Annotated in this window: 2 protein-coding genes; both read right to left on the bottom strand. The window is 32.3% G+C overall.

Features of this window, described 5'->3' with window-relative positions:
- The coding region (locus VLM92_RS01480) for an NAD-dependent epimerase/dehydratase family protein (protein ID WP_325274582.1) at positions 1-858 on the bottom strand (858 nt) is incomplete at its 3' end.
- A gap of 39 nt (positions 859-897) precedes the next feature.
- Positions 898-1,611 (bottom strand): aminotransferase class I/II-fold pyridoxal phosphate-dependent enzyme (locus VLM92_RS01475; protein ID WP_325274581.1); only part of this gene is annotated, 714 nt, incomplete at its 5' end.

Genomic DNA, 1,611 nt, shown 5'->3' with positions numbered 1-1,611 from the left:
ATATGGGTCAATTGAATTAGGCCAAGATTCTGCAATTGACTGACGAATAGGATCTACATTATATCCAAATTCAAAGTCAGGTATATGTTTTTTTATTTCATTAGCAATTTCCTCAGGATCAAAGTTCATAGCAGTTATATTGAAGGCATTTCTATGAATTAACTTAGAACCATCAGCTTCAATTAAATCAACTATAGCAGAAAGAGCATCTGGCATATACATCATATCCATTTGAGTTCCTTTAGCTATAAAGCAGTCGTATTTTTTATTTTTTAAGGCTTCATAATATATATCAACAGCATAATCAGTAGTACCACCGCCAGGAGGTGTTACATATGAGATTAGACCAGGGAATCTAACTCCTCTAGTATCTACTCCAAATTTGTTAAAATAATAATCACATAATAATTCTCCTGCAACCTTAGTTACTCCGTACATAGTACTAGGTCTTTGAATTGTATCTTGTGGAGTTAAGTTTTTAGGAGAACTATCACCAAAGGCAGCTATAGAACTAGGAGTGAATAATTTACAGTTAAGTTCTTTACAAACTTCTAAAACATTAGTTAATCCGCCCATATTAAGTTTCCAAGCAAATTGTGGTTTTTGTTCACCTACAGCAGAAAGTAGCGAAGCTAAGTGAATTATAGTATCTACATTATATTTTTTTGCAATTAAAGCCATAGAGTCAATATCCATAACATCAAGTGTTTCAAATATTCCGTTATTTACAACCTCACTATTTTCAATAGAACGTATATCACTAGCTATAATATTATCATTCCCATACTCTTTTCTAAGTTTTGCTGTTAGCTCAGATCCTATTTGTCCTAATGCTCCTGTAATAAGGACTTTTTTCATAAAATTTTACCCCCTATAAATTAATTTCAAAATAAAGTTTTATATTATTCCTAACTCTTTACCTACTTTTTCGTATATAGCTAAAGCATTATCTAACATGTCCTTTGTATGAACAGCAGTTGGCATATTTCTAACTCTTCCTGTTCCCTTTGGTACTGTAGGGAAGACAATAGACTTAGCATAAACCCCTTCTTCTAAAAGTCTTTTACTAAACAATTGAGTTTTAGTTTCATCACCTATTATGCAGGGTGTTATAGGTGTTTCGCTATTACCTATATTAAAGCCTAAAGATTTTAAGCCATTTTTTAAATAATTTCCATTTTCCCATACCTTATTAACTAAAGAATCACTTTCCATGAGAATGTTTATAGATTCTGTGCAAGCAGCTGAAGCTCCAGGAGTTAAAGATGTTGAGAATAAGAAAGGTCTACCTCTTACTTTTAACCAGTCAATAAGGTCTTTTGAACCAGCAACATATCCTCCAACAACACCTATAGCTTTAGATAAAGTACCTATTTGAAAATCTATTTTATGAGATAATCCAAAGTGTTTGCATGTTCCAGCACCTTTTCCAGTAACACCAGAACCGTGAGCATCATCAACATATGTAATTAAATCAAATTCTTCTGCTATTTCAACTATTTCTGGCAATTTTGCAATATCTCCATCCATTGAGAAAACGCCATCAGTTATAACCATTATTTTATTATATTGACCACTTTCTTGAGCAACCTTAGCCTTCTCTCTTAAATC

The sequence above is a fragment of the Romboutsia sp. genome (genome assembly GCF_035470145.1).
Classification (GTDB): domain Bacteria; phylum Bacillota; class Clostridia; order Peptostreptococcales; family Peptostreptococcaceae; genus Romboutsia_D.
This window is presented reverse-complemented; position numbering and strand designations above follow the sequence as displayed.